The following is a 23,710-nucleotide window of genomic DNA, read 5'->3' as shown; positions in this document are numbered from 1 at the left end:
AGGCAAAGTCAGGGCTGCCTGGCGGCCTTGTAGACGTTGACGCCAAGCTCGCGGATCTTCTTGCGCAGCGTGTTGCGGTTGAGGCCCAGAAGCTCGGCCGCCTTGATCTGGTTGCCGCGCGTCGCGGTCATCGAAGCCAGCACCAGCGGATATTCGACCTCGGCGAGGATGCGTTGGTAGAGCCCGGAGGGCGGCAGGTCGCCGGCGAAGGACGCGAAATAGCGCTGCAGGAAATGCTCGACCGCCTGGCCGATCGACAGGTCGTCGGGGATCAGCGCGCCGCCGTCCGGCACGACAGATCGCTCGCCGGTCTTCAGTTCGGCCTCGATGATCTCGGCCGAAATCTCGTCCTGCGAATAGAGCGCGGCGAGCCTGCGCACCAGATTTTCCAGCTCGCGCACATTGCCGGGCCAGGGATAGCGCTTCATCAGCTCGATGCCACCGGCGGAAATGCGCTTGGTCTGCAGGCCTTCGCTGGCGCCCTGCTTGAAGAAATGCCGGACAAGGTCAGGCACGTCTTCAGAACGCTCTCGCAACGCCGGAAGTCGCAGCGGCACGACGTTCAGGCGGTAGAACAGGTCCTCGCGGAACAGGCCCTGGTTGATCAAGGTCCGCAAATCCTTGTTGGTGGCGGCGACGATGCGCACGTCGGTCTTGATCGGCGTGCGGCCGCCGACGGTCGTGTATTCGCCCTGCTGTAGCACGCGCAGCAGGCGCGTCTGCGCCTCCATCGGCATGTCGCCGATCTCGTCGAGGAACAGCGTGCCGCCTTCGGCCTGCTCGAAGCGGCCGGTGGAGCGGTTCTGCGCGCCGGTGAAGGCGCCCTTCTCATGGCCGAACAGTTCCGATTCGATCAGGTCGCGCGGGATCGCGGCCATGTTGATGGCCACGAAAGGCCCGCCGCGGCGGCGGCCGTATTCGTGCAGCGCGCGCGCTACCAGCTCCTTGCCGGTGCCGGATTCGCCGCTGATCATCACCGTCAGGTCGGTCTGCATCATGCGGGCCAGCATGCGGTAGATGTCCTGCATGGCGGCCGAGCGGCCGACCAGCGGCATCGTCTCCGGCTGATCGTCGGCGCGGGAATCCAGCTTCGGCCGCTTCGGCTCTGCAAGCGCGCGGTTGACGATGTTGAGCAGCTCGGTCAGATCGAAGGGCTTCGGCAGATACTCGTAGGCGCCGGTCTCGGAGGCGCGGATGGCGGTCATGAAAGTGTTCTGCGCGCTCATGACGATGACCGGCAGCTCGGGTCGCGCCTTCTTGATGCGCGGCAGCATGTCGAAGGCGTTCTCGTCCGGCATCACCACATCGGTGATGACGAGGTCGCCCTCGCCGGCAGCCACCCAGCGCCACAGCGTCGAGGCGTTCGAAGTCACGCGCACTTCATGGCCGACGCGCGACAGCGCCTGGTTGAGCACGGTTCGGATCGCCGCATCGTCGTCGGCGACGAGGATATTGCCGCGAACGGTCATTTGCGGTCTCCTTCAGCTTCGTCGCCGGCGTTGGGCAAAGTGTCCTTCCAGGCCGGCATCAAGACGCGGAAAGTGGTTCCACGCTGCGTCGAAACGCATTCGATGATGCCGCCGTGCTCGCCGACAATTTTGGCGACCAGTGCCAACCCGAGGCCCGAGCCGTTCGGTTTGGTGGTGATGAACGGATCGAAGAGGATCGGCAGGATGTCCTCGGAAACACCGGGGCCGTTGTCGTGCACGCAGAATTCCAGCGGCAGCGAGACGCGGTCTTGCGTTCCCGGCACGGAAACGCGGATGCCGGGCCGGAAAGCCGTCGACAGCACGATCTCGCCCTGCGGGTCGGCGCCGATCGCCTCCGCGGCGTTCTTGACCAGGTTGAGGAACACCTGGATCAGCTGGTCACGGTTCGCATAGACTGGAGGAAGCGAAGGATCATATTCCTCCAAGATTTTGATTTTTTTTGCAAAGCCGTTCTTGGCGATCGCTTTCACATGATCCAGAACGACGTGGATGTTGACGGGAAAGCGCTCGATCGGCCGCTCGTCGGAAAACACTTCCATGCGGTCGACCAGCGACACGATGCGGTCGGTCTCGTCGGTGATCAAGCGGGTGAGCGCACGGTCCTCGTCGGAGGCTGAGAGCTCGAGCAGTTGCGCCGCGCCGCGGATGCCGGAGAGCGGGTTCTTGATCTCATGCGCCAGCATGGCCGCCAGGCCGGTGACAGAACGGGCCGCACCCCGATGTGTCATCTGCCGGTCGATCTTGTCGGCCATCGACCGCTCCTGGAACATCACCACGACCGAGCCGGGAAACTCCGGCACCGGGGCGACATAGAGGTCGACCATCTTCTCGATGCCGAGGCGCGGCGAAGAGACGTCGACGCGGTATTCGTTGACCGGCGCGCGGCGCTCGCGCACCTGGTCGACCAAGGTGAGCAGCGGACTGCCGAACGGGACCAGCTTGGACAACGTGTTGCGCGCCAGCATGGTCGCGCTGGAGCGGAAGAAATCCTCTGCATCCGCGTTGGCGAAGGTGATGAAGCCGTCGGCATCGACCATGATCACAGGGCGGCGAATGGTGTTCAGCACGATATTGGCGGCATCCGCGGTGTCGGCCGGCTGTGGGAGGTTCGTATTCATGCCGCGCTCCGCAATTCTGGCGATGCCGCGCTTTCGGTAAAGGTTTGGCGCAGCCCGGCGATCACTTCAGCCGGCTCGAAGGAAGTGAGGATGTGCTTGCGCCGTTCCGCCGAAGCACGAGTCGCGTGCCTGTCCAGATACCAGCCGAGATGCTTGCGCGCCTGGCGGAGCCCGCTTTCGACGCCGTAGAGCGAGAGCATGTCCTCGTAATGCGCAACCACGTAGTCAGCAAGCCTCTTGGGCGTTTCGGGAATATCGGTTGCAGACATGCCAGCGGCGGCTGCCGCGATGCTGCCGGCGGTCCACGGCGCGCCGTAATGGGCACGGCCGATCATCACCGCGTCGGCGCCTGATTGATCCAGGATCGTCGCAGCCGCTTCCGGCGAGCCGACATCGCCATTGGCCACCACCGGGATCGAGACCGCTTCCTTGACGCGCGCAATGGCACGCCAATCGGCCTTACCCTGATAGAACTGGCAGCGCGTGCGGCCGTGGACGGTCACCATGCGCACGCCGGCCAGCTCGGCGCGGCGCGCCAACATCGGCGCGTTGAGCGCGCTTTCGTCCCAGCCGAGCCGCATCTTGACCGTCACCGGCACCGAGACCGCACCGACCACCGCCTCGATCAGCGAGAGCGCGTGATCGAGATCGCGCATCAGCGCGGAGCCGGCATAGCCGCCCGTCACCTTCTTTGCCGGGCAGCCCATGTTGATGTCGATGATGTCGGCGCCCTCGCCCGCCGCGATTCGCGCGCCCTCGGCCATGTGCGCTGCCTCGCGGCCAGCAAGCTGCACCATATGGACGGGCAGTCCGGAATGGCGGATGCGCAGATCGCAGCCGGCCCTGCCCTTGGCCAGTTCGCCGCTCGCCACCATTTCCGACACGACCAGCCCGGCACCATGCGCATGCGCACGCCGACGGAACGGCTCGTCGGTGATGCCGGACATCGGCGCCAGGAACACGCGGTTGCGTATCCTTACGCCGCCGACGTCGAGCGGCGAAGCCAATGTGGTCAATTCAGGCATGCACAAAAACCAAGCATGTTCGATTGCTGCACATTGTGTAGCCAGAAGCAAGCCATTGTGCAACGCGCAATGACGTCACATTAAGGCGCATTTTGGAAAATGCTGGCCTTCCCTGCCAGCCGCGACTAAGCCTCTCGCCATGACTGACACAAGTGAAAAACCGGACGGCAAGGTCGGCGTGGTCATTGTCGCCGCCGGCCGCGGCGCCCGTGCCGGACAGGCCGAGGGGCCGAAGCAGTATCAGCGCATCGGCGGACGCGCCGTCATTGCGCATACGCTGGAAAGATTCCTGTCCCATCCAGCCGTCGGGCCAGTGGTGGTGGCGATCCATGCCGACGACCGCGAGCTGTTCGAGCGCGCGGCAAGAGGTAATGCCGCGCGCGCCCTCGTCGTCACGGGCGGTCCGTCCCGCCAGGCTTCCGTCCGGCTGGGACTTTTGGCTCTGAGGGAGCAGGCGCCGGCAAAGGTGCTGGTGCATGACGCGGTGCGCCCGTTCGTCGATCATGGGCTCATCGACCGAACCATCGAGGCCATCGGCGAGCGCCAGGGCGCCCTGCCGGCGCTGCCCGTCGCCGACACGCTCAAGCGGGAATCGGCCGAGGGCATGATCGAGGAGACGGTGTCAAGGGCCGGCCTGCACGCGGCGCAGACACCGCAAGGCTTCCCGTTCTGGCCGTTGCTGGCGGCGCACGAGAAGGCGCATCATCTCGGCAAAAGCGAGTTCACCGACGACGCGGCGATCGCCGAATGGGCGCATATTCCGGTCAAGATCGTCCAGGGCTCGCCGGACAACATCAAGCTCACCTGGGCAAGGGATATCGCGATGGCCGACCAGCGGCTCTCAAATGCGCTGCCGCGCTTTCCGGACATCCGCACCGGCAATGGCTACGATGTGCACGCGTTCGAAGCGGGCGACCATGTCACTCTGTGCGGGGTCACTATCCCCTATGACCGGAAACTCTCCGGCCATTCGGACGCCGATGTCGGGCTTCATGCGCTCACCGATGCGTTGCTCGCCACCTGCGGCGCCGGCGACATCGGCACGCATTTCCCGCCGTCGGACCCGCAATGGAAGGGCGTTGCCTCGAAAATCTTCGTCGAGCATGCGGCGACGCTGGTGCGCGAGCGCGGCGGGCGCATCGCCAATGCCGATATCACGCTGATCTGCGAGGCGCCGCGGGTGGGGCCGCATCGCGAGGCGATGACGGCGGCGCTGGCGGCGATGCTCGGGATAGCGCCGGAACGCGTTTCCATCAAAGCGACGACCAACGAGAAGCTCGGCTTTGTCGGGCGCGGCGAAGGCATTGCGGCGATCGCGACCGCCAGCGTCGTCTATCCGGGAGACGTGCCGGCATGAGCAACGCGGAATTAGTCAACGCCCTGCTCCAGGCTTGTCAGCAGCGCGGCATCATGCTGGCTACGGCCGAGAGCTGCACCGGCGGTCTGATCATTGCAGCACTGACCGACATTGCCGGCTCTTCCGCGGTGGTCGATCGCGGTTTCATCACCTACTCCAACGAAGCCAAGATGGAGATGCTCGGCGTCTCCGCGGCGACGCTTGAGGCGCATGGCGCGGTCTCTGGTGAGACGGTCAGGGAGATGGCGGCGGGCGCGCTGACGCATTCGCGCGCGAGCCTCTCCCTTGCCGTCACCGGAATTGCCGGCCCGAGCGGCGGCTCGTCGGAAAAGCCGGTGGGTCTCGTCTGGTTCGGGATAGCATTTGCCGGCCAGCCGGTCGTCGTCGAGCGCCAGCTGTTTGGTCATAAGGGGCGCGAATTCATCCGCCACGAGACGGTCCGGCACGCGCTGCAGCTTGGCCTGCGAGCGCTGGACTAGGCTATCCGCGGATCAGGCGTGCCTTGCGCTGCGCCGTAGATCACGTTCGCTCGCTTCTCGAATGCTTCGGAAAACATGCGGAAGGCGCGATCGAACATCGTGCCCATCAGCGCGCCGAGAATGCGGCTCTTGAATTCGTAGTCGATGAAGAAATGCACTTCGCAGCCGCCATCGGCCGGATCGAAGCGCCAGATGTTGCTGAGATATTTGAACGGGCCGTCGATGTATTTGACGTCGATGGCGTTCTCGTCGGGCTTCAGCAGCACCTGCGTCGTAAAGGTCTCGCGGATCGCCTTGTAGCCGATGCTCATGTCGGCGACGAGGATGGTGCGGCCGTCGCGCTCCTTGCGCGAGCGCACCGTCAGCGCCTCGCAGAGCGGCAGGAATTGCGGATAGGTCTCGATATCCGCCACCAGCGCGAACATCTGTTCCGGCGTGTAGGCGACGCGGCGGGTGGCTTCGAATTTCGGCATGAAAGCGTCAGCTGGCCTTCTTGAGCTGCGCCTCGCGCGCCGCGCGCAGCCTGGCGAAATCCTCGCCGGCATGATGCGAGGAGCGCGTCAGCGGGCTCGAAGCCACCAACAGGAAGCCCTTCGTCTTGCCGATCGTCTCAAAGGACTTGAACTCGTCCGGCGTGATGAAGCGGATCACCGGATGGTGCTTCTTCGAAGGCTGCAGGTATTGGCCGACGGTCATGAAGTCGACATTTGCCGAACGCAGGTCATCCATGAGCTGCAGCACTTCGTTCCGCTCCTCGCCGAGGCCAACCATGATGCCGGACTTGGTGAAGATCGACGGATCGAGTTCTTTCACGCGCTGCAGCAGCCGGATCGAGTGGAAGTAGCGGGCGCCGGGCCGCACCGTCAGGTAATTCGACGGCACGGTTTCCAGATTGTGGTTGAAGACGTCGGGCTTGGCGGCAACGACGATCTCAAGCGCGCCGTCCTTGCGCAGGAAGTCGGGCGTCAGGATTTCGATCGTCGTTGAAGGCGCGGCGGCGCGGATGGCGTGGATGACATCGGCGAAATGCTGCGCGCCGCCGTCGTCGAGGTCGTCGCGGTCGACCGATGTGATGACGACGTGGCTGAGGCCCATCTGCTTGACCGCATGGGCGACACGCGCCGGCTCGTCCGCGTCGAGGGCGGTCGGGATGCCGGTGGCGACATTGCAGAAGGCGCAGGCGCGCGTGCAGATCTCGCCCATGATCATGAAGGTGGCGTGCTTCTTGTCCCAGCATTCACCGATGTTCGGACATCCGGCCTCCTCGCACACCGTTACCAGCTTGTGCGACTTCACGATCTCGCGTGTCTCGGCGTAACCCTTCGAAACCGGCGCCTTGACGCGGATCCAGTCCGGCTTGCGCAGCACTTCCTGGTCCGGCCTGTGCGCCTTTTCGGGATGCCGCGGGCGCGGCGCATTGGCGATCGTGTCGAGAACAGTGACCATTTCGAACCCTTCGCGGCCGCCCGCGTCGCGGCCGCCTGTCTGCGTCATCTAGGACTTTTCGGAATAAAGAAAAAGGCCACGCCGGCGCATGCCGCCACGGCCATTTTCGCATAACGGACTTCGCTGGGGCTCAGCGCCGTACCAGCCGGCCGACAAAGATCAGCAGGCAGGCGCCGATGAAACCGGTGATGAGATAGGCGAACCAGCCGGCGCCGAAGGACTGGATGTTGAGAGCCTGTAAGATCGCATTCAGAACGATCGCGCCGACGATACCCAAAATGATGTTCATGAAGATGCCGGTGTTGCTCTTCATGACCATTTCGGCGAGCCATCCGGCCAAGCCTCCGATGATGATGGCTGCTATCCAGCCCACGCCATTCACGTCCATATGCCAATTCCTCCTTGATCAGGTGAAAATGCATCCGGATACGAACTGCTTTGCCCTCAGAATCCTCCGGCTGCCGCGTCTGAGTCTCGCGCGAGCAGTCTATCATGCGTTCAAAGCGCGGCCATAGGCGTCGAGCACGCTTTCCTTCATCATCTCCGACAGGGTCGGATGCGGGAAGATCGTGTGCATCAGCTCTTCCTCTGTGGTCTCCAGGTTCATCGCCACGACGAAACCCTGGATGAGCTCGGTCACCTCGGCGCCGATCATATGCGCGCCCAGCAGCTGCCCGGTCTTCTTGTCGAAGATGGTCTTGATGAAGCCCTGGTCCTCGCCGAGCGCGATGGCTTTGCCGTTGGCGCCGAACTGGAAGCGGCCGACGCGGATGTCCTTGCCCTCGGCCTTGGCCTTGGCTTCGGTCAGGCCGACCGAGGCGACCTGCGGGCTGCAATAGGTGCAGCCCGGGATCTTCAGCTTGTCGATGGCGTGCACGCCCGGGATATTGGCGATCTTCTCGACGCAGATCACGCCCTCGTGCTCGGCCTTGTGGGCGAGCATCGGCGGCCCGGCCACATCGCCGATGGCGTAGATGCCGGGCACGTTCGTCCTGCCGTAGCCGTCGACCGCGACACAGCCGCGATCCGTCTTGACGCCGAGCGCCTCGAGGCCGAGGCCCTCGATATTGCCTTGTACGCCGACGGCCGAGATCATGCGGTCGGCGGTGATCTTCTCGACCTTGCCGTCCTTCATCTCGACATGCGCGGTGACCGAGTTGGCACCCTTCTCGACCTTGGTCACCTTGGCCTCGAGCAGGATCTTCATGCCCTGCTTCTCGAACTGTTTCTGCGCGAATTTCGAGACCTCGGCATCCTCGACCGGCATCACCGCCGGCAAAAGCTCGACCACGGTCACATCGGCGCCCATGGTGCGGTAGAAGGAGGCGAACTCGATGCCGATGGCGCCCGAGCCCATCACCAGCAGCGACTTCGGCATCTCCTTAGGAACCATCGCCTCGAAATAGGTCCAAATCAGCTTGCCGTCCGGCTCGATGCCGGGCAGCGCACGCGGCCTGGCGCCGGTCGCCAGGATAATGTGCTTGGCGGTATAGGTTCCCTCGCTCTTGACGCCTTTCGGCAACGGCGGCTGCGGCTCCATCGGCTTCTTGGCGGTCTTGGCGACGACGACCTCGCCGGGCTTGGAAAGCTTCGCCTCACCCCAGATGACGTCGACCTTGTTCTTCTTCATCAGGAAGGCGACACCGCCATTCAGCCTGAGAGACACCTTTCGCGAGCGGTCGACGACGGCTGCGGTGTCGGGGCTGACCTTGCCGTCGAGCTTAAGGCCGTAATCCTTGAGGTGGTTCGAATAGTGCATGATCTCCGCCGAGCGCAGCAGCGCCTTGGTCGGGATGCAACCCCAGTTGAGGCAGATGCCGCCGAGATGCTCGCGCTCGACGATCGCCGTCTTGAAGCCGAGCTGGGCGGAACGCACAGCGGTGACATAGCCGCCGGGGCCTGAGCCGATGATAATGACGTCGTAGTTCTCAGCCACGGGTTTCTCCCTGATTTTTCTCGGGGTTAGAAGGAAAGCATCACACGCACGAGGGGCGCCAGCGCCTTGCCGATCTTGCGTGTGTTTTCGGCATCGAGATGGACGCCGTCGAGCGGCGTGGTGACGGCGACGGAGCCGGCGTCGAAGAAGCCGCAGCCGGCCTCGTCGGCAAGCGAGGAATATTGCGGCGCCAGCCGCTTCGAGGCGTCATCGCCGCCGGCGAACATTTCCTTGAATTCGGCATTCTCGGTGCGCGTCACCGCGGGCGGCGCGACAATGAGGATCTGCGGAGCCGGCCAGTCGAACGGATAGTCGTGGCCGCGCACGATATCGATCAGGCGCTGCATGCCCTGCTTGGCGGCAACGGGATTGCCGTGGATCCACGGCTTCATGTCGTTGGCGCCCAACATGATGATGATCAGGTCGAGCGGCGCGTGCGTCGTGAGGATCGTCGGCAGCATTCTCGCGCCGTTGCGGTCGGCACCGGCGAGGTGATCGTCAAAGGCAGTGGTGCGGCCGTTCAGCCCTTCGGCGATGACATCGATGCCGTCGCCCAGCGCCGTCTTGAGCACGCTCGGCCAGCGGTCCTCCAGCGCATGGCGCCCGAGGTTGGCAGCGTCGTAGCCCCAGGTCAGCGAGTCGCCGTAACAGAGAATAGTCTTCATGCGCTTGCCCCACCCCTGCCGAACCCTGCCGACGAGCGCTTGAGTTGCCGGCGCACGAACAGCCATTGCACGATGATCGCCGCTGCGCCCGGCAGGATCAGCCCGGCAACGATCGAAAGGTCATTTGCGGTCGCCCGGCTCTCGGCCGGCACCGAAAACGTCCAGCCCACCAGCGCCAGCAGCCCGAGACAGAAAAGCGCAAGCAGCAGCCACAGCATCCCATCGAGCGCCCGCACCGGCTTGCCTCGGAATTGAACGAGGAAGAAGGCGACCGTGACCACAACGACGATCATCACCGTGGCCGCGAAGACCAGAATGCATTCCTCTGTCGCGCCGGTGATGACCGCCAGCTCTTGAACGACAAGTACGCCGGCCAGACCGGAAAGAATGAAGGCGAAAAGGCTGGTGAAGAAATTCCGCACCGCCTTTTTCCCTTCCTTACACCAGCATGCCCATCGGGTTTTCGATCATGCGCTTGAAGGCGCCGAGCAGCTCCGCACCGAGCGCGCCGTCGACGGCGCGGTGATCGGTCGACAGCGTCACCGACATTATGGTCGCGATCTTGATCTCGCCTTTCTTCACGATGGCGCGCTCCTCGCCGGCGCCGACCGCAAGGATCGTGGCGTGCGGCGGGTTGATAACGGCGGCAAAATCCTTGACGCCGAACATGCCGAGATTGGACACGGCCGTGGTGCCGCCCTGGTACTCTTCGGGCTTCAGTTTGCGGCCGCGTGCGCGGCTTGCCAGATCCTTCATCTCGTTGGAGATGACGGACAGCGTCTTTTCGTCGGCATGGCGGATGATCGGCGTGATCAGGCCGCCGGGTATCGACACGGCGACGCCGACATCGGCGTGCTTGTGCTTGACCATGGCGTTTTCGGTCCAGGAGGCGTTGGCGTCCGGCACCGCCATCAGCGCCATCGCCATCGCCTTGATGACCATGTCGTTGACCGAGAGCTTGTAGGCCGGGACCTCGCCCTTCTCGGTTTTCCGCATTGGGGCCGCGGCGTTGAGCTGCGTGCGCAGCGCGAGCAGCGCATCGAGCTCGCAGTCGAGCGTCAGATAGAAATGCGGAATGGTGCTCTTGGCCTCGACCAGCCGGCGCGCAATGGTCTTGCGCATATTGTCGTGCGGAACGAGTTCGTAAGAGCCTTCCGCGAACAGCTTCAGCACCTGATCGTCTGACATCGGCTTCGGCGCGGGGGCAGGAGCGCCTGCGGGCGCACCGGCAGGAGCCTTGGCGGCAGGCGCAGCCTTGGCGCCGCCGGAAGCGATCGCCGCCTCGACATCGGCCTTCACCACGCGGCCATGCGGACCGGAACCGGCCAGCGCTGAAACGTCGACGCCGGCATCCTTCGCGATGCGGCGGGCGAGCGGCGAGGCAAACACGCGCTCGCCTCCGGCGTGGCCGTTGGCGACCGGTGCAGGCTCGGCCTTCGCCGGCGCGGCCGCCGGCTTCGGCGCTTCCTTGGGCGCCTCGGCCTTCGCAGGGTCCGCTTTCGGAGCCTCCGCCTTGGGCGCCGCACCGCCATCGCTCTTTGCGGCAGCACCGGCGTCCTCGCCTTCGCCTGCCAGAATGGCGATCACCGCATTGACCTTGACGCCTTCGGTGCCTGCCGGAACGACGAGCCTGGCGACTGTGCCCTCATCGACGGCTTCGACTTCCATCGTCGCCTTGTCGGTCTCGATCTCCGCGATCACGTCACCGGGCGCAACATGATCACCTTCCTTGACCAGCCACTTGGCGAGATTGCCCTCTTCCATCGTGGGCGAGAGAGCCGGCATGGTGATGTTGATTGGCATGTTGTCCTCCCGACCGGCTCAGCGATAGGTGACGGCTTTGACCGCCTCGACGACCTCGCCGACATTGGGCAACGCCAGCTTTTCGAGGTTCGCCGCGTAAGGCATCGGCACATCCTTGCCGGCGATCGTGATGACCGGCGCATCGAGGAAGTCGAAGACGCGCTGCGAGACTTGGCTGGCGATGTGATCACCGACCGAGCTCTGCGGGAAGCCTTCCTCCACCACGACCAGCCGGTTGGTCTTCTTGACCGAAGCGATGATCGTATCGAAGTCGAGCGGACGGACGGTTCTCAAATCGATGATTTCGGCATCAATGCCCATGCCGCGCAGTTCGGCCTCGGCCTTGACCGCATAGGTCATGCCGATGCCAAAGGAGACGATGGTGACGTCCTTGCCCTGCTTGTGGATGCGCGCCTTGCCGATCGGCAGCACGAAATCGTCGAGCTTCGGCACGTCGAAGGATTGGCCGTAGAGAATTTCGTTCTCGAGGAAGATGACCGGGTTCGGATCGCGGATCGCAGCCTTGAGCAGGCCCTTGGCGTCGGCTGCCGTGTAGGGCATCACCACTTTCAGGCCGGGGATATGGCTGTACCAGGCGGCGTAGCACTGCGAGTGCTGGGCGGCGACGCGGGCGGCAGCACCGTTCGGGCCGCGGAAGACGATCGGGGCGCCCATCTGGCCACCGGACATATAGAGCGTCTTGGCGGCCGAGTTGATGATCTGGTCGATCGCCTGCATGGCGAAGTTGAAGGTCATGAACTCGACGATCGGCTTCAGGCCCGCCATCGCCGCGCCCACGCCGACGCCGGCAAAGCCATGCTCGGTGATCGGGGTATCGACAACGCGGCGCGGACCGAACTCCTGCAGCAGGCCTTGCGTGATCTTGTAGGCGCCTTGGTATTCGGCAACTTCCTCGCCCATGACGAAGACATCGCCGTCGCGGCGCATTTCCTCGGCCATCGCGTCACGCAGCGCCTCGCGCACCGTGGTCGAGACCATTTCGGTGCCGGCAGGGATGTCCGGATCGGCCGCGACTTCCGCCTTCGGCGCGGCGGCGACTGGCGCAGCCGCTTCGCTTTTGGCCGCGGCGGGCGCCGGTGCCGGCGCGGCCGCTTCAGCCTTGGGCTCTTCTTCGCCGATGCCTTCGCCGGCCTTGTCGACGTCTTCGCCATCGACCGCAAGCACGGCGATCAGCGCGTTGACCTTGACGCCTTCGGTGCCGGCCGGAACCACGATCTTGGCGAGCGTGCCTTCATCGACGGCTTCGACCTCCATCGTCGCCTTGTCGGTCTCGATCTCGGCAATGACGTCGCCGGCGACGACCTTGTCGCCTTCGTTCTTCAACCACTTGGAAAGATTGCCCTCTTCCATCGTCGGCGAGAGAGCGGGCATGAGAATTTCGATCGGCATGTCCTTGCCCTCCTTAGAGTACGATGTCGGTCCAGAGCTCGGACGGATCCGGCTCGGCGTCGTGCTGGGCAAATTCGGCGGCGTCGGCGACGATGTCGCGGACCTCCTTGTCGATGGCCTTGAGATCGTCTTCGCTCGCCCACCTCTTATCGATCAGGCGCGCCTTGACCTGTTCGATCGGGTCGTGCTCCGAGCGCATCTTCTGCACTTCTTCCTTGGAGCGATACTTCGCCGGGTCGGACATCGAATGCCCGCGATAGCGATAGGTCTGCATCTCGAGGATCAGCGGGCCGTTGCCGGCGCGGCACCATTCGGCGGCGACGTCGCCGGCTGCCTTGACCGCGCGAACGTCCATGCCGTCGACCTGCATGCCGGGAATCTTGAAGGAAGCGCCGCGGTTGGAGAAGTCGGTCTCGGCGGATGAGCGCGACACCGATGTGCCCATGGCGTAGCGATTGTTCTCGATGATGTAGATTACCGGCAACTTCCACAGCGAGGCCATGTTGAAGCTTTCATAGACCTGGCCCTGGTTGGCGGCGCCGTCGCCGAAATAGGTCAGCGAGACATTCTTGTTGTCGCGGTAGCGGTTGGCGAAGGCCAGGCCTGTGCCCAGCGACACCTGCGCGCCGACGATGCCGTGGCCGCCATAGAAATGCTTCTCCTTGGAGAACATGTGCATGGAGCCGCCCTTGCCTTTCGACAGGCCGCCACGGCGCCCGGTGAGCTCGGCCATGACGCCGCGCGGCGACAGATCCATCGCCAGCATGTGGCCATGGTCGCGATAGGCGGTGATCATCTGGTCGCCCTCGATCAGCGCCATCTTCATGCCGGTAACGACGGCCTCCTGGCCGATATAGAGGTGGCAGAAGCCGCCGATAAAGCCCATGCCGTAAAGCTGGCCCGCCTTCTCCTCGAAGCGGCGAATGAGCAGCATGTGCCGGTAGGCGGAGAGCTCTTCTTCTTTGGTGAAGTCGGCTGGCTTGGGGGTGGAAAGGGCCGACGATTTGCCGTCGGATCTGAATTTGGACTTGGCAGGCGCTTTTCTGGCGGCGGTGGCCATACATCACTCCCTGTTGGCGTCTCTTCGCGGACATTCAAGGGAGAGCGACCCGTCTCCCCACCGATTTGAGCGAGGCTAACACGCAAGAATGCAATGCGCCATGCTGAAAAATGCATGGCTGACATGCATCCTAACCGATTGGAATCATTGCAAATAAGTTTTATTAACCGAAATTCGGTTATTTTGCCGAAGCCGGCAGCATGATGGTGATTTCGTCCGGATGGGACAGATTGAGCGCCTTTCGGGCCTGCTCGTCAAGCATGTCCTTTTCCAGCGTGCCTTCATGCATGAGCTGGACACGACGTTCGAAGTCGATCCGGCGCGCCTTGACCGCGTCGAGCTGAGTCTGGAGTTCGGCCGCCTGGGCCTGCAGCCGATATTTGGAGTAGATGCCGAACTCACCGTGATAGGCATGGAAGCCGAAATAGGCGAGAAACAGCACGCAGAGCGACGGAACGATCAGCTTGCCGGTGTTTCTCTGCTTGTGCTGACGTGTCCACATGACCCGACCCCTTTCGGCCGCGAGCGCAAGCGGCTGTTCGAGTCTTTTTTCGCCCGATTGTGCTTAATGGACGGTTACGGTTGGCTGGACTGAGACTTGCCGAAACAAAAAGAGGCGGGGAAACCCGCCTCTCCGCCTCTTTCAACAACCAAGAGAGTTTGTCCGGATCAGCCCTTGACCACCGACTTGCCGGCGTAGCGCGCCTGCCGGCCGAGCTCTTCCTCGATCCGGATGAGCTGGTTGTACTTGGCCATGCGGTCTGAGCGCGACAGCGAGCCGGTCTTGATCTGCCCGCAGTTGGTGGCGACGGCGAGGTCGGCAATGGTCGAATCCTCGGTCTCGCCCGAGCGGTGCGACATGACGGCGGTGTAGCCGGCCTTGTGCGCGGTCTCGACCGCGTCGAGCGTTTCGGTGAGCGAGCCGATCTGGTTGACCTTGACCAGGATCGAGTTGGCGACGCCCATGCGGATACCGTCGCGCAGTCGCGCCGTGTTGGTGACGAACAGGTCGTCGCCGACCAATTGGGTCTTCTTGCCGATCAGATCGGTCAGGTATTTCCAGCCCTCCCAATCGTCCTCGGCAAGGCCGTCCTCGATGGTGACGATCGGATAATCGGAAGCGAGCTTGGCGAGGTATTTGGCCTGCGCCTTCGGATCGCGGGTCTTCTTCTCGCCCTCATAGACGTAGTTGCCGTCCTTGAAGAACTCGGTCGCCGCGCAGTCGAGGCCGAGCGCCACGTCCTCGCCCGGCTTGAAGCCGGCCTTCTCGATCGATTCCATGATGAAATCGAGGGCCGACGGCGCGCTCTTCAGGTTGGGGGCGAAACCGCCCTCGTCGCCGACATTGGTGTTGTGGCCGGCATCCTTCAGCTTCTTCCTCAGCGTATGGAAGATTTCAGAGCCCCAACGCACGCCGTCGCGCAGCGTCGGCGCGCCGACCGGCAGGATCATGAATTCCTGAAAGTCGATCGGGTTGTCGGCATGAGCGCCGCCATTGATGATGTTCATCATCGGCACCGGCAGGATGTGCGCCTTGGCGCCGCCGACATAGCGGTAGAGCGGCAGCCCGGCGGCCTCGGCGGCGGCCTTGGCCACCGCCAGCGACACGCCGAGGATGGCGTTGGCGCCGAGCCGGCTCTTGTTCGGAGTGCCGTCGAGCTCGATCATCGTCTGGTCGATATGGATCTGGTTCTCGGCTTCCATGCCGCCGATCGCCTCGAATAACTCGCCGTTCACGGCCTCGACGGCGCCCTGGACTCCCTTGCCGAGATAGCGCGGCCCGCCGTCGCGCAGCTCGACCGCCTCATGCGCGCCGGTCGAGGCGCCCGACGGAACGGCGGCGCGGCCCATCGAGCCGTCTTCCAGCACCACGTCGACCTCGACGGTCGGATTTCCACGGCTGTCCAGGATTTCACGCCCGACAATGTCGATGATGGCGGTCATTGCGATGTCCCCGATTGATCGATTGAAGCGTCGCGCCCCTCTTAGCCAAAGCCCGGCAAAAGGCAATTGGGCGGTCCGCAATAATTGCCGGCGACAAGATTCACGAAGCGCAAATCTTTGTCATCATTAGTCATGCGCGCGACTCGCCCTTCTGATTTATGGTCGTGTTTGCGCGGGGCGAAACACGAGGAGTTTCGCCATGTCCCAGTTGAGCGGTATCGTGAGTTTGTTCCTGATCGCGGCGGCGTTCCTGACGTCCTGCGACACCCAGAAGCCTCAGCAGAACACCACGGAGCTATCCACCCTTCGGACCGCTGAATAGGTTCTCAACGCTCGAAGGCCCCCGGATCCGGGGGCCTTCTCGATTCTGAAGGCAGCCGATCAGGCCGATCAGTGCCAGTAAGGCTTCACGTGGTAGTATTCGAAAGATGCGTCGCGGGCCGCTTCACCATCGGCGCCGGTCAATTCCTCGATCGAGTAGGCCGGTGCCGCCTTGAGCTGTTCCTTGGTGAAAGGCACGACGTAGCCGCCCATGTTTTCATCATAGTCGAGGCTTGCCCACGGAATGGCGTGATACTTCTCGCCCATGCCGAGGAAGCCGCCGAAGCCGATGACCGCGAACATGATCCCGTTCGACATCTTGTCGAGCATCACGTCCTCGATGCTGCCGATGCTGTCGCCGGCGGTGTTGTAGACCGAGGTGCCGATGACGCGCGAGGCGGCAATGGCTTCGGTGTGGCCAGACGGAGTGGTCATTGTTGTGCTCCTCTCATTTGCTTGTCCGTTGTGGACAATGAGGGGAGCGGGCGAAGGTTCCAGATTTCGGCTGCCCTGCTACGGCCTCTTGGCGATCCGATCGAACGCCATCAGCCTTTCCAGCAATGCGGGAAGATTCTTCAAGGGCACCATGTTGGGGCCGTCGGAGGGGGCGTTGTCCGGATCCTGGTGGGTTTCGATGAACACGCCGGCAACGCCGATCGCCACGGCGGCGCGCGCGAGGGTCTCGACAAAGCGTCGTTCGCCACCGGTCGAGCCGCCCTGCCCGCCCGGCTGCTGCACGGAATGGGTGGCGTCGAAGATCACCGGCGCGCCGATCTCGGCCATGATCGGCAGCGCTCGCATGTCCGACACCAGTGTGTTGTAGCCGAAGGAGGCGCCGCGCTCGGTGACCAGCACGTTGGCGTTGCCGGAACCGGTGACCTTGGCGACGACATTCTTCATGTCCCATGGCGCCAGGAACTGACCCTTCTTGACGTTCACCACCTTGCCGGTGCGCGCCGCCGCAATCAGCAGATCCGTCTGCCGGCTGAGAAAGGCCGGTATCTGCAGCACATCCACATGCGGCGCGACCGATGCGCATTGCTCCTCGGTGTGGACGTCGGTCAGCACCGGCAGTCCGAACTCCTTGCGCAGGTCGTCGAAGATCGGCATCGCCGCCTCGATCCCGGCACCGCGCGCGCCGCCGAGCGAGGTGCGGTTGGCCTTATCGTAGCTCGTCTTGTACACCAGCCCGATACCGAGCCTTGTGGTTAGTTCCTTCAGTGCGCCGGCCATGTCGAAGGCGTGCTGGCGCGACTCGAGTTGACAGGGGCCTGCGATCAGCGACAAGGGCGCATTGTTGGCGAAAACCACCTTGCCGACGCTTACCGCGGCATTGGGCGCAAGGGGCTCGCTCATGGGATCTCCCGAAAGATGAAGGCCGCGCCCTGACCGGGTGCCGGCGGCACGACGACATCGTCGTCGCTCATGTTGTGCTCTATCGCGTTTGCCGCAAGTAGCTGGGTAGCTGCGGCGACGCTGCGAACCGCAAAGATGACGGCCGCAAATCGCAGGTCCGAAGGCTGCCCTGCCGAAGCACCGAACCGTGCGGCAAAAGCGTCGGGCGTCAGAACGGCCAGGGTCGCGTTTGGCAGGTCAGTCCTGTCGCCGTCGCTCGCGTCCTGGCCGGCAGCGATCGATATCAGTCCCCTCTGGCTCGAAGGCTCGTCGCTCACCGCCACGATCTCGACGATGCCGGTCACGCCATTGGCATGTGCCTGCAGTGCGGTGCGGTCGATCTGCGGCGCGTTGATGCGCTGGCAGGCGAACAGGAAGGCGTCCGGTGCTTTTCTATCGGCCGCGAATGCCAGTTTGAACGATGCCGTGTCGCTTTTGCCCGTGGTGTCGGTGAAGGCGCGCGAAAAGCTCAACATGTTGCCAGCCGACAGCCCCGCTTCGACATAGCGCGCGTGGTCGGCATCTGCATCGGCGGTCCCGAAGACGACCGCGGAGAAGCCCTCGTCGTCAAGCCTGCTGCGGTAAAGGCGGTCGCGCGCGACGAAGACGTTGCCTTCGCCCATCGCCCGATCGGCCGTTTTGTCATCGCCGACGGCCAGCGGTTCCAGATAGGTGCCGTCGGTGAAGAAGACACAAGCGTTCTCGGTCCCGAAAGGATGGACGCCGGTCGGGGCGACGACGAAGCCGAGCGACGAGAGGCGCTGCCTTGCAATGTGGAGGCTCCGCGTGGGCAGAACGAGATGGTCGAGCGGATGGGGCGGAGTTTTCGTCATGCCGGCGCGGTGTGCACCATTGCGGAAATCGGTTCAAGGCCTGGCGTCCAAGGCGAGCGGACGGCGCGGCTCAGGCGGCGGCCACGACGTCGGCCGAATAACGCAGCTCGCGCAACGGTTTAACCCTGCCTGTCGTCTCCGCATAGATCGGATGCGCCCTGTATGCTGCGAGCGCTGCCTCGTCCTCGAATTCGGCATAGACGACCACGTCGATCGCGTTTGAGAACAGATCGACCTTGGTATTGAGCGTCACCTCGAAGTGTTTCGAATGTGGAATCTTGCCCAGTTCCTGCAGCCCTGACCGGACGGCCTCCACATCCTCCTTGCGCCGCACGCTGAAGAAAACGATGTGCCGGATCAAACCCAGCCTCCTTGATCGACGGATGAACGCGTTTTGTGGGAGCAGGGCCGTCGCGTCAACCGGCAACGATGTCGCGCCCGCTATTTGAGCGGCAGCGTCGGGGCCTCAGGCAGCGCCGGTGACGTAACGCACGATGCGCGACATCTCCCTGACGGTCGCGTCGAGATATTGGCCCTGGTTGTAGAGGCCGTCCCAGATCAGGAAGAACGTGATGGCGACGATAACGATCACATAACGCATGGCTAAAGCTAGCGTATGTCCTCAAACCGAACCAGAGCGCCTTCACGGCAATCGTTCCAATTCACCGCTTTGTAATCGACGCACCTTTCCGGCGTCATGGGACCCAGCGCCGGCTACCTGGAGAGCTGCGGTGCGAGCACAAATGTCTCATGCGAACATGATGCAACCGCGATCGGACATCCGGCATTTTTCCGGCTGTCCGGCGCCGTCACTGCATCCTCGGGCGAGCGCCGAGCGTCGTTCGCAACAGGAGGCTTCCTTGAACCGCACCGTAGCCGTCGCCGTGCTGCTGCTTGCCGTGATCTCGGCAAGTGCCGCTGAAGCAAAAGTATCCTTGCCCACAGTCACCAATGACCCGCTGGGCGCGCTGACTGCCCCGACGCTGACACCGGGGGCCAGCGACCTTGTCAACAACACGCCGACATCGACCATCCAGGAGATTCGCCACCCGAGAGGAATGGCGCCGCTGACCGTGCCCAGCGATCCGCTCGGCACGTCGATCCAGCCGGCCTTCCCCGGGCCGCTCACCACGCCCGCGACCACCCCTTCGCCTTAGCCAAATCAGGCCGGCCCGGCCGCGGAACATCAAAGGGTAATGCGGTATTTGGCAAACCCCGCCTCACCCTCGCCCGCCGGCTCGATCTTCAGCGACTTCACCTGACCGATGAAATCCTTGGCCCTGGGTCCGGTCTCGAAGACAACGCTGGTTCCAGGCAGCGGCGCGAACGACCAGTTGTCGTCCGCCGACGGATTGATCGTGCCCTCGCTGATGACGTAGCGCACGATCACGTCGCGGTTGGTGTCCGGCGCCTCATAGATGATCTTCGAAGCATTGATATCAGGGAAATTGCCGCCGCCGCCAGCGCGGTAGTTGTTGGTGGCAACCACGAATTTCGCTGCCGGATCGAGCGGCTTGCCGCCGAATTTAAGATCGACGATGCGGCTGGAGCCGGCATTGGCGACGGCGCCCTTCGTATCGTATTTCGGTGGCTGCGACAGGTCGATCTTGTAGGTGATGCCATCGATGACGTCGAAATTGTAGGAGGGGAACTCGGTGTTGATCAGCGGCTGATCCGCCTTCCCGGGCTCGATCCTGTTGAAGATGCCGGCCGACATCTCCAGCCATTCCTTGACTTGCGAGCCGGTGATTTCGACCGCGCGCACGGTGTTCGGATAAAGATAGAGATCGGCGACGTTCTTGATGGCGATATCGCCGACAGGAACGTCGGTATAGTAGTCGGCGCCGTTGCGGCCGCCTGCTTTGAACGGTGCCGCCGCAGAGAGGAGCGGCACGTCCTTCCACTCTGTGCTCTTCAGAATATCCTTGAGATACCAGCTCTGCGCCTGATTGACGATCTGCACCGAGGGATCGTCGGCGACCAAAGCGAAATAGGAATAGAGCGGCGCGGACGTCTTGCCGACGGGGCGGCGGACATAGGCGAGCGTCGCCTCGTGATCCTGCTCGAGCGCCGCGATGATGCGTTTGTCGTCGCCGACCGTAGCCTTGTTCTTGCTGTCGACCCGCTCATAGATCGGCCGCGCCTCGGAGGTGGCCGAGACGACGCGCCATTTCGAGCCATCGCGCTCAAGAAGCAGGTCGATCAGGCCCATATGCGAGCCCCAGAAGCCGCCCATCACCGCCGGCTTGCCCTGCAGAGTGCCTTTTTCGGTGTCGACGCCTTCCAGCGCCTGGAAATCCTTCTTGCCGGGGAAGACGAGGTGCTGGTGCCCGGTGAAGACCGCGTCGATGCCTTCGACGCCGGCGACGAAGAAGGAGGCGTTCTCCATCATGTCGCCCTGCTTGATATCGATGCCGGAATGCGAAAGCGCAATGACGATGTCGGCGCCCTCCTCACGGATTTGCGGTACCCAGGCCTTGGCCGCCTGGACAATGTCGCGGGTCTGGACGTTGCCTTCCAGGTTTTTCAGGTCCCAGACCATGATCTGCGGCGGCACGAACCCGATGACCCCGATCTTGATCGGCTGTTCGGCGCCGGAGCCGTCCTTGATCTTCTTGTCGAGGATAACATAGGGCTTGAGGTAGAGCTTGTCGTCGCGCGGGTTCGTGGCGAGCGTGGTGCCCCGGATCAGGTTGGCGCATACGAAGGGGAAATTGGCGCCGGCCAACACCTTGTCCATGAAGGACAGGCCGTAGTTGAATTCGTGGTTGCCGAGGGTCGAGCATTCATAGCCGAGCAGGTTCATGCCCTTCATGATCGGATGCAGGTCGCCGTCCTTCATGCCCTTTTCATAGGCGATGTAGTCGCCCATCGGATTGCCCTGCAACAGGTCGCCGTTGTCGATCAGCATCGCATTGGTGGCTTGCTTGCGCACCCCGTCGATCAGCGAGGCCGTGCGCGACAGGCCCATCGTGTCGTTCGCTTTGTCGGCGTAATAATCATAAGGCAGCAAATTCACATGGATGTCGGTCGTCTCCATGATCCTCAGATGCGCCTGATTGGCTGCGGCCCGGACGGAGAACGGATGCAGCATGATCAGCGCTCCGCTGGCGGCGGCTCCGGCCAGGAATTCGCGGCGAGAGACGGGCAAAAGTGACATTGTTTTCCTCCTCTTAGACAACGCGACATGCCCTGCCCCTCAATCGGAACATGCCGCCGAAGGCATTTCGAGTCCATGTCTGTTGGATGTCTGTTGATCACGACAAGGTGACGCGTCGATGAAAAGCAATCAGCTCTTGTCGTCGTCACCCTGAGTGATCAGGCGCGCGCTGCGCTGTCCGGTAAAATATATCCATAGCCAGCTGAGCGACACTGCGAGCCGATTGCGGAAATCGATCAGGAAATAAATGTGCGCTATCCCCCAGAGCCACCATGCGAGCCAGCCGGTGAGCTTGATCCAGCCGAAATCGATGGCGGCCGCGCGTTTGCCGATCGTCGCCAGGTCGCCAGCATGCTTGTAGCGGAAAGGGCGTGGCGTTGCGTCGCCATCGAGCCTCGCTTTGATCGTTGCAGCAACATGCCTGCCCTCCTGCTTGGCGGACGGCGCCACGCCCGGTACCGGCTTGCCGTCCGGTCGCAGCAGATGCGCCGTATCGCCGATAACAAATATCTCCGGGCTGCCCGGCACGGTGAGATCGGGCTCGACCAGCACCCTGCCCGCCCGGTCGGCGGGCGCTCCCAGCCATTCCGCCGCAGGCGAAGCGGCGACGCCTGCTGCCCATAAAATCGTCTTTGCCGGCAGGTAGGTATCGCCAAAGACGACGCCCTCGGCATCCAACTGCGTGACGGCACGGCCAAGCTCGACCGTCACGCCAAGCCGCTCCAGCGCCTTTTGAGCATAGGCCGAGAGCTCCGGTGCGAAATTTGCGAGCACACGGTCACCGGCTTCGATCAGCACAACGCGTGCCTGCCGCGTGTCGATGTTGCGGAATTCGCCGCGCAGCGTGTCATGCGCAAGCTCTGCAATGGTGCCGGCAAGCTCCACGCCGGTCGGTCCGCCGCCAACGATGACCAGCGTCAGCAATGCCTGGCGCCTGGCGGGATCGGTCTCGCGCTCGGCTTGCTCGAAGGCGAGCAGGATGCGGCGCCGGATGGTGGTGGCATCTTCCAGCGTCTTCAGCCCGGGCGCGAATGGCTCCCATTCGTCATGGCCGAAATAGGCGTGGCGCGCGCCGGTGGCGAGCACTAGCGTGTCGTAGCCGACTGCGCTCCCGTCATCGAGCAGCACGCGTTTGCCTGCGCGGTCAACACCGATGACCGTACCCAGAAGCGTCGTCACGTCCTTGCGCTTGCGTAACAGATGACGGATCGGCCAGGCGATCTCGGAAGTCGCCAGCGCGGTGGTCGCCACCTGGTAGAGCAGCGGCTGGAACAAGTGGTGATTGCGCTTGTCGATCATGGTGATGCGCACCGGTGCGCCGGCCAGCGCGCGGGTAAGTTCGAGACCGCCGAACCCGGCGCCGACGATCACGACATGATGCTTGGCTTCGTCCATTTTCAGCCACCTCGCCCAAAGCAACCCGATTGCCTAGATGTAAGCTTTTTTGTGCACCGCAACAACGCCACCGCTGGCCATGTCAGTGCCCGGGAGTCGTCGCCCGGTGTCGTGTACGCGCATGTCGCCCCCGGAACGCCGGGTATAGCGTGGAGCAGAACGATAGGAGTGGAGCATGTCTGACAATCGCGATGACGACGGCCCGGCGCAATACGCTTCGCCGCCTTGTTTCATGCATGAGCTCGACCCGGCCTATCAGATGCCGCTGTCCGACTGGACCGATGTCCGGCGCTGGCGCAAGGCGGAGCGTGAGCGGCTGATCGGCGCGCGGCTTGCGGTTTCCGCCGATGCACGCGCGGCAATGTCACAGCGGATTGCCGAGGGCCTCGATATGCTGGTCGGCAAGGTTGCCGGCCTTATGGTCAGCCTCTACTGGCCGTTCCGCGGCGAGCCGGACCTGCGCGGCTTTATGGCGTCGATCAATGCGCGCGGCGGCCGCATCGCGCTGCCCGTCGTCATCGAGAAGGGCCAGCCTTTGGTGTTCCGCGCCTACGCGCCGGGCGACCGGCTGGAGAAGGGCGTCTGGAACATCCCGATCCCGGCCGAGGGTGATCCTGTCCTGCCCGATATCGTGATCTCGCCGGTAGTCGGCATCGATCCCAGCAACTACCGGCTGGGCTATGGCGGCGGTTTCTACGATCGTACGCTCGCCGCCATGCCGTTCAGGCCGCTGGTGATCGGCGTCGGCTACGAATTGCAGCGCATTCCCACCATCTATCCGCAACCGCACGACATCCCGATGACCAAGGTGGTCACCGAGGCGGCCGGAGCCTAATGCAGTTCCAAGAAAAGTGTGTAGCGGTTTTCCGTCCG

At 63.5% G+C, this 23,710-nt stretch carries 26 protein-coding genes; 5 read left to right on the top strand and 21 right to left on the bottom strand.

Annotation, left to right across the window (positions count from 1 at the left end; all coding sequences use genetic code 11):
* Positions 1-8: 8 nt before the first annotated feature.
* Genes ntrC through dusB form a run of 3 tightly spaced genes read right to left on the bottom strand, consistent with a single transcriptional unit; the run spans position 9 to position 3,633 of the window.
* Positions 9-1,469: a nitrogen regulation protein NR(I) gene (gene ntrC, locus P9254_RS00405; RefSeq protein ID WP_066989709.1), complete on the bottom strand. Its 1,461-nt coding sequence runs from the start codon at positions 1,467-1,469 to the stop codon at positions 9-11.
* A complete protein-coding gene (locus tag P9254_RS00400) occupies positions 1,466-2,608 on the bottom strand; it encodes a two-component system sensor histidine kinase NtrB (protein WP_278055867.1) in 1,143 nt (380 codons plus the stop codon). The genes ntrC and P9254_RS00400 overlap by 4 nt, the downstream gene beginning before the upstream one ends.
* The gene (gene dusB, locus P9254_RS00395) at positions 2,605-3,633 is read right to left on the bottom strand and encodes a tRNA dihydrouridine synthase DusB (RefSeq protein ID WP_278055868.1); all 1,029 of its coding nucleotides are present in this window, start codon (positions 3,631-3,633) and stop codon (positions 2,605-2,607) included. Before dusB ends, P9254_RS00400 begins: the two co-directional genes overlap by 4 nt.
* Before the next feature lie 139 nt (positions 3,634-3,772).
* Here dusB and P9254_RS00390 point away from each other — a divergent pair, with 139 nt between their 5' ends.
* Both P9254_RS00390 and P9254_RS00385 read left to right on the top strand, forming a co-directional pair.
* Complete coding sequence (locus tag P9254_RS00390; RefSeq protein WP_278055869.1) at positions 3,773-4,990, top strand: bifunctional 2-C-methyl-D-erythritol 4-phosphate cytidylyltransferase/2-C-methyl-D-erythritol 2,4-cyclodiphosphate synthase; 1,218 nt, start codon at positions 3,773-3,775, stop codon at positions 4,988-4,990.
* Positions 4,987-5,469 carry a CinA family protein gene (locus P9254_RS00385; RefSeq protein ID WP_127241554.1) on the top strand — a complete coding sequence of 161 codons (483 nt, stop codon included), beginning with the start codon at positions 4,987-4,989 and terminating at the stop codon, positions 5,467-5,469. Before P9254_RS00390 ends, P9254_RS00385 begins: the two co-directional genes overlap by 4 nt.
* Here P9254_RS00385 and P9254_RS00380 read toward each other — a convergent pair.
* From P9254_RS00380 to eno, 11 genes are all read right to left on the bottom strand, one after another.
* Entirely contained in the window at positions 5,466-5,942 is a 477-nt protein-coding gene (locus P9254_RS00380; protein WP_066989693.1) for a type II toxin-antitoxin system RatA family toxin, read from the bottom strand. The genes P9254_RS00385 and P9254_RS00380 overlap by 4 nt on opposite strands.
* Before the next feature lie 7 nt (positions 5,943-5,949).
* Positions 5,950-6,915, bottom strand: coding sequence for a lipoyl synthase (lipA, locus tag P9254_RS00375; protein WP_278056090.1), 966 nt, complete (start codon positions 6,913-6,915; stop codon positions 5,950-5,952).
* Positions 6,916-7,045: 130 nt separating this feature from the next.
* Positions 7,046-7,303 (bottom strand): GlsB/YeaQ/YmgE family stress response membrane protein, encoded by a 258-nt coding sequence (locus P9254_RS00370; RefSeq protein WP_067321367.1) that lies wholly within the window; start codon positions 7,301-7,303, stop codon positions 7,046-7,048.
* A 102-nt stretch (positions 7,304-7,405) separates the two neighbouring features.
* Positions 7,406-8,851 carry a dihydrolipoyl dehydrogenase gene (gene lpdA / locus P9254_RS00365; RefSeq protein WP_278055871.1) on the bottom strand — a complete coding sequence of 482 codons (1,446 nt, stop codon included), beginning with the start codon at positions 8,849-8,851 and terminating at the stop codon, positions 7,406-7,408.
* Positions 8,852-8,877: 26 nt separating this feature from the next.
* Positions 8,878-9,516 (bottom strand): SGNH/GDSL hydrolase family protein, encoded by a 639-nt coding sequence (locus tag P9254_RS00360; RefSeq protein WP_278055873.1) that lies wholly within the window; start codon positions 9,514-9,516, stop codon positions 8,878-8,880.
* Positions 9,513-9,938 carry a hypothetical protein gene (locus P9254_RS00355; RefSeq protein WP_278054507.1) on the bottom strand — a complete coding sequence of 142 codons (426 nt, stop codon included), beginning with the start codon at positions 9,936-9,938 and terminating at the stop codon, positions 9,513-9,515. Before P9254_RS00355 ends, P9254_RS00360 begins: the two co-directional genes overlap by 4 nt.
* 16 nt (positions 9,939-9,954) lie before the next feature.
* A complete protein-coding gene (locus P9254_RS00350; protein WP_278055876.1) occupies positions 9,955-11,319 on the bottom strand; it encodes a pyruvate dehydrogenase complex dihydrolipoamide acetyltransferase in 1,365 nt (454 codons plus the stop codon).
* An 18-nt stretch (positions 11,320-11,337) separates the two neighbouring features.
* A complete protein-coding gene (locus P9254_RS00345) occupies positions 11,338-12,729 on the bottom strand; it encodes a pyruvate dehydrogenase complex E1 component subunit beta (protein ID WP_127248193.1) in 1,392 nt (463 codons plus the stop codon).
* 13 nt (positions 12,730-12,742) lie between these two features.
* Positions 12,743-13,789, bottom strand: a complete 1,047-nt coding sequence (pdhA, locus tag P9254_RS00340; protein ID WP_278055877.1) for a pyruvate dehydrogenase (acetyl-transferring) E1 component subunit alpha — start codon at positions 13,787-13,789, stop codon at positions 12,743-12,745.
* A gap of 178 nt (positions 13,790-13,967) precedes the next feature.
* On the bottom strand, positions 13,968-14,291 hold the full coding sequence (locus P9254_RS00335) for an FtsB family cell division protein (protein WP_066989670.1): 324 nt from the start codon (positions 14,289-14,291) through the stop codon (positions 13,968-13,970).
* A gap of 167 nt (positions 14,292-14,458) precedes the next feature.
* Entirely contained in the window at positions 14,459-15,733 is a 1,275-nt protein-coding gene (gene eno, locus P9254_RS00330) for a phosphopyruvate hydratase (RefSeq protein ID WP_066989668.1), read from the bottom strand.
* A gap of 199 nt (positions 15,734-15,932) precedes the next feature.
* Between eno and P9254_RS00325 the strand changes: the two genes are divergently transcribed.
* Positions 15,933-16,055 carry a hypothetical protein gene (locus P9254_RS00325; protein ID WP_278055878.1) on the top strand — a complete coding sequence of 41 codons (123 nt, stop codon included), beginning with the start codon at positions 15,933-15,935 and terminating at the stop codon, positions 16,053-16,055.
* A gap of 68 nt (positions 16,056-16,123) precedes the next feature.
* On the opposite strand, the gene P9254_RS00320 is transcribed toward P9254_RS00325, so the two are convergent.
* The 5 genes from P9254_RS00320 to P9254_RS00300 form a co-directional block, all read right to left on the bottom strand.
* Positions 16,124-16,489 carry a PRC-barrel domain-containing protein gene (locus tag P9254_RS00320; RefSeq protein WP_066989666.1) on the bottom strand — a complete coding sequence of 122 codons (366 nt, stop codon included), beginning with the start codon at positions 16,487-16,489 and terminating at the stop codon, positions 16,124-16,126.
* A gap of 78 nt (positions 16,490-16,567) precedes the next feature.
* Positions 16,568-17,410 carry a 3-deoxy-8-phosphooctulonate synthase gene (gene kdsA, locus P9254_RS00315; RefSeq protein ID WP_278055880.1) on the bottom strand — a complete coding sequence of 281 codons (843 nt, stop codon included), beginning with the start codon at positions 17,408-17,410 and terminating at the stop codon, positions 16,568-16,570.
* Positions 17,407-18,282, bottom strand: coding sequence for a VOC family protein (locus P9254_RS00310; protein ID WP_278055882.1), 876 nt, complete (start codon positions 18,280-18,282; stop codon positions 17,407-17,409). Before P9254_RS00310 ends, kdsA begins: the two co-directional genes overlap by 4 nt.
* 70 nt (positions 18,283-18,352) lie before the next feature.
* On the bottom strand, positions 18,353-18,643 hold the full coding sequence (locus P9254_RS00305; RefSeq protein ID WP_066989660.1) for a Dabb family protein: 291 nt from the start codon (positions 18,641-18,643) through the stop codon (positions 18,353-18,355).
* Positions 18,644-18,748: 105 nt separating this feature from the next.
* A complete protein-coding gene (locus tag P9254_RS00300; RefSeq protein ID WP_259979787.1) occupies positions 18,749-18,883 on the bottom strand; it encodes a hypothetical protein in 135 nt (44 codons plus the stop codon).
* Positions 18,884-19,142: 259 nt separating this feature from the next.
* On the opposite strand from P9254_RS00300, the gene P9254_RS00295 reads away from it, so the two are divergent.
* Positions 19,143-19,439 (top strand): hypothetical protein, encoded by a 297-nt coding sequence (locus P9254_RS00295; protein WP_095825439.1) that lies wholly within the window; start codon positions 19,143-19,145, stop codon positions 19,437-19,439.
* Between the two features lie 29 nt (positions 19,440-19,468).
* Here the strand turns inward: P9254_RS00295 and P9254_RS00290 are convergent, their stop codons facing one another.
* Together P9254_RS00290 and P9254_RS00285 are read right to left on the bottom strand one after the other, a co-directional pair.
* Positions 19,469-21,442, bottom strand: a complete 1,974-nt coding sequence (locus tag P9254_RS00290) for a bifunctional 2',3'-cyclic-nucleotide 2'-phosphodiesterase/3'-nucleotidase (RefSeq protein ID WP_127240739.1) — start codon at positions 21,440-21,442, stop codon at positions 19,469-19,471.
* 129 nt (positions 21,443-21,571) lie between these two features.
* Positions 21,572-22,837, bottom strand: coding sequence for an NAD(P)/FAD-dependent oxidoreductase (locus P9254_RS00285; protein WP_127216617.1), 1,266 nt, complete (start codon positions 22,835-22,837; stop codon positions 21,572-21,574).
* 175 nt (positions 22,838-23,012) lie between these two features.
* Between P9254_RS00285 and P9254_RS00280 the strand changes: the two genes are divergently transcribed.
* On the top strand, positions 23,013-23,672 hold the full coding sequence (locus tag P9254_RS00280; protein WP_082953743.1) for a 5-formyltetrahydrofolate cyclo-ligase: 660 nt from the start codon (positions 23,013-23,015) through the stop codon (positions 23,670-23,672).
* Positions 23,673-23,710 lie beyond the last annotated feature (38 nt).

Source organism: Mesorhizobium sp. WSM4983, assembly GCF_029625765.1.
Taxonomy (GTDB): Bacteria; Pseudomonadota; Alphaproteobacteria; order Rhizobiales; family Rhizobiaceae; genus Mesorhizobium.
The sequence above is the reverse complement of the archived record's forward strand: the minus strand, read 5'-3'. Positions and strand labels throughout refer to the sequence as shown.

Bases quoted from the DNA above. Each gene is read 5' to 3' on its own strand.
- ntrC (WP_066989709.1), bottom strand. From the start codon at position 1,469: ATGACCGTTCGCGGCAATATCCTCGTCGCCGACGACGATGCGGCGATC.
- P9254_RS00400 (WP_278055867.1), bottom strand. From the start codon at position 2,608: ATGAATACGAACCTCCCACAGCCGGCCGACACCGCGGATGCCGCCAAT.
- dusB (WP_278055868.1), bottom strand. From the start codon at position 3,633: ATGCCTGAATTGACCACATTGGCTTCGCCGCTCGACGTCGGCGGCGTA.
- P9254_RS00390 (WP_278055869.1), top strand. From the start codon at position 3,773: ATGACTGACACAAGTGAAAAACCGGACGGCAAGGTCGGCGTGGTCATT.
- P9254_RS00385 (WP_127241554.1), top strand. From the start codon at position 4,987: ATGAGCAACGCGGAATTAGTCAACGCCCTGCTCCAGGCTTGTCAGCAG.
- P9254_RS00380 (WP_066989693.1), bottom strand. From the start codon at position 5,942: ATGCCGAAATTCGAAGCCACCCGCCGCGTCGCCTACACGCCGGAACAG.
- lipA (WP_278056090.1), bottom strand. From the start codon at position 6,915: ATGGTCACTGTTCTCGACACGATCGCCAATGCGCCGCGCCCGCGGCAT.
- P9254_RS00370 (WP_067321367.1), bottom strand. From the start codon at position 7,303: ATGGACGTGAATGGCGTGGGCTGGATAGCAGCCATCATCATCGGAGGC.
- P9254_RS00360 (WP_278055873.1), bottom strand. From the start codon at position 9,516: ATGAAGACTATTCTCTGTTACGGCGACTCGCTGACCTGGGGCTACGAC.
- P9254_RS00350 (WP_278055876.1), bottom strand. From the start codon at position 11,319: ATGCCAATCAACATCACCATGCCGGCTCTCTCGCCCACGATGGAAGAG.
- P9254_RS00345 (WP_127248193.1), bottom strand. From the start codon at position 12,729: ATGCCGATCGAAATTCTCATGCCCGCTCTCTCGCCGACGATGGAAGAG.
- pdhA (WP_278055877.1), bottom strand. From the start codon at position 13,789: ATGGCCACCGCCGCCAGAAAAGCGCCTGCCAAGTCCAAATTCAGATCC.
- P9254_RS00335 (WP_066989670.1), bottom strand. From the start codon at position 14,291: ATGTGGACACGTCAGCACAAGCAGAGAAACACCGGCAAGCTGATCGTT.
- eno (WP_066989668.1), bottom strand. From the start codon at position 15,733: ATGACCGCCATCATCGACATTGTCGGGCGTGAAATCCTGGACAGCCGT.
- P9254_RS00325 (WP_278055878.1), top strand. From the start codon at position 15,933: ATGTCCCAGTTGAGCGGTATCGTGAGTTTGTTCCTGATCGCGGCGGCG.
- P9254_RS00320 (WP_066989666.1), bottom strand. From the start codon at position 16,489: ATGACCACTCCGTCTGGCCACACCGAAGCCATTGCCGCCTCGCGCGTC.
- kdsA (WP_278055880.1), bottom strand. From the start codon at position 17,410: ATGAGCGAGCCCCTTGCGCCCAATGCCGCGGTAAGCGTCGGCAAGGTG.
- P9254_RS00310 (WP_278055882.1), bottom strand. From the start codon at position 18,282: ATGACGAAAACTCCGCCCCATCCGCTCGACCATCTCGTTCTGCCCACG.
- P9254_RS00300 (WP_259979787.1), bottom strand. From the start codon at position 18,883: ATGCGTTATGTGATCGTTATCGTCGCCATCACGTTCTTCCTGATCTGG.
- P9254_RS00290 (WP_127240739.1), bottom strand. From the start codon at position 21,442: ATGTCACTTTTGCCCGTCTCTCGCCGCGAATTCCTGGCCGGAGCCGCC.
- P9254_RS00285 (WP_127216617.1), bottom strand. From the start codon at position 22,837: ATGGACGAAGCCAAGCATCATGTCGTGATCGTCGGCGCCGGGTTCGGC.
- P9254_RS00280 (WP_082953743.1), top strand. From the start codon at position 23,013: ATGTCTGACAATCGCGATGACGACGGCCCGGCGCAATACGCTTCGCCG.